Annotated in this window: 2 protein-coding genes; both read left to right on the forward strand. The window is 61.2% G+C overall.

The annotated features are described in order from the left end of the window. A partial coding sequence (locus A3730_RS08865; protein ID WP_063537945.1) for a hypothetical protein occupies positions 1–406 on the forward strand: 406 nt, incomplete at its 5' end. 91 nt (positions 407–497) lie between these two features. Continuing rightward, the coding region (locus tag A3730_RS08870) for a YqaJ viral recombinase family protein (RefSeq protein ID WP_063537947.1) at positions 498–1,453 on the forward strand (956 nt) is incomplete at its 3' end.

Below are 1,453 nucleotides of genomic sequence, written 5' to 3' on the forward strand. Positions count from 1 at the left end.
CCGCCTGTTGGCGGTATGGGACTGCCGCCCTATGCCTGCTGAATTATCAGCGGTGTGGGGCGCGTTCCTGCATGAAGGCCTGATGTGCCACCCCGGCGATCCTCGCCGGCCCCGCCGGATACTGGAAGCCTGGGACAGTGGCTGTATCGAGCTGATCATCGCGTCCTGTGAATACCTGGACCCGCTCTGGCAAACGGTCTCCCACATCTGGTATCAGCCCCGTGGCCGCCCCGGCATCTTCGAGTACGAAGTGGTCAGCGAGCTAGGCGAGTGGCTGGGTGAGCAACTGCTCACTACCGGGCAGCTGCCCAGCAACAAGCAGGCTGAGCGTTATATCGAAGCGCTGGTGAATGACTTCTTCGAGATGGGCGATGAGTCGCCCTCGTCGTCAGGGCGCGCCGCATGATGTCATTTAGACATCACTCACATTCACCTCTCATTCCTTACCCCCAGCCCCGGCCACTGTGCCGGGGCTTTTCTTTATCTGGAGCCATCTTATGGCACAACCGAAAAGTACCTCACCCGGCCAGCGCCCTGCCCTGCGCCTGGTGTCCACCAAACGCATGAACCGCGAAGACTGGCTGAAGATCCGCAAGCAGGGGATCGGTGCCAGTGATGCCGCTGCGGCGGTAGGTATCAGCCCGTACCAGTCCCCTCTGGAACTGTGGATGATCAAGACCGGACGGGATGGTCTGCTACCCGCCCCTGATCCCGATGACATTCAATCCCCCCTGTACTGGGGCACCCTGCTGGAGCCGAAGGTGGCCGAGGCTTACGCCAAGATCACCGGCAACAAGGTTCGGCGCGTCAATGCCGTGCTGCAGCACCCCGATGACGACAAGCCCTGGATGCTCGCCAACCTGGATTACGCTGTCGTCGGTAATAACGATGTGCAGATACTCGAATGCAAGACCACGGGACAATACGGGGCCAAGCTCTGGGCNGACGGGGTTCCCGAGTACATCCAGTGTCAGGTGCAGCATCAGCTGGCGGTTACCGGCAAGCAGGCTGCCGATGTGGCCGTGCTTATCTGTGGGCAGGAGTTGCAGATTCATCGCATCGAGCGGGATGAGGCGCTGATCGCGCACCTGTACGAGCTGGAGCGAGAGTTCTGGCAACTGGTTGAAGCGGACACCCCACCGGACCCGGATGGCTCCGACTCTGCCGGGAACGCCCTGCAAGCACTCTACCCTCAGGACAAAGGGGAAACTGTGGATCTCACGGATAACCCGGCCATGGAAGGCGACTTCAATGAGCTGCTGGATCTGCGTGACACCCTGGGCCGACTGACCGCGCGGGAATCCACCCTCAAGCAACGCATCCAGCAAACCATGGGGCTAGCCAGCAAGGCCACCCTCACCGAGGGCTCTGTGACCTGGAAGCGCAGCAAGGACTCCACCGGCCTGGATACCAAGGCACTGCTTCGGGACCAACCGGAACTACTCCAGCAATA

The sequence above is a fragment of the Alcanivorax sp. HI0044 genome, from assembly GCF_001634945.1.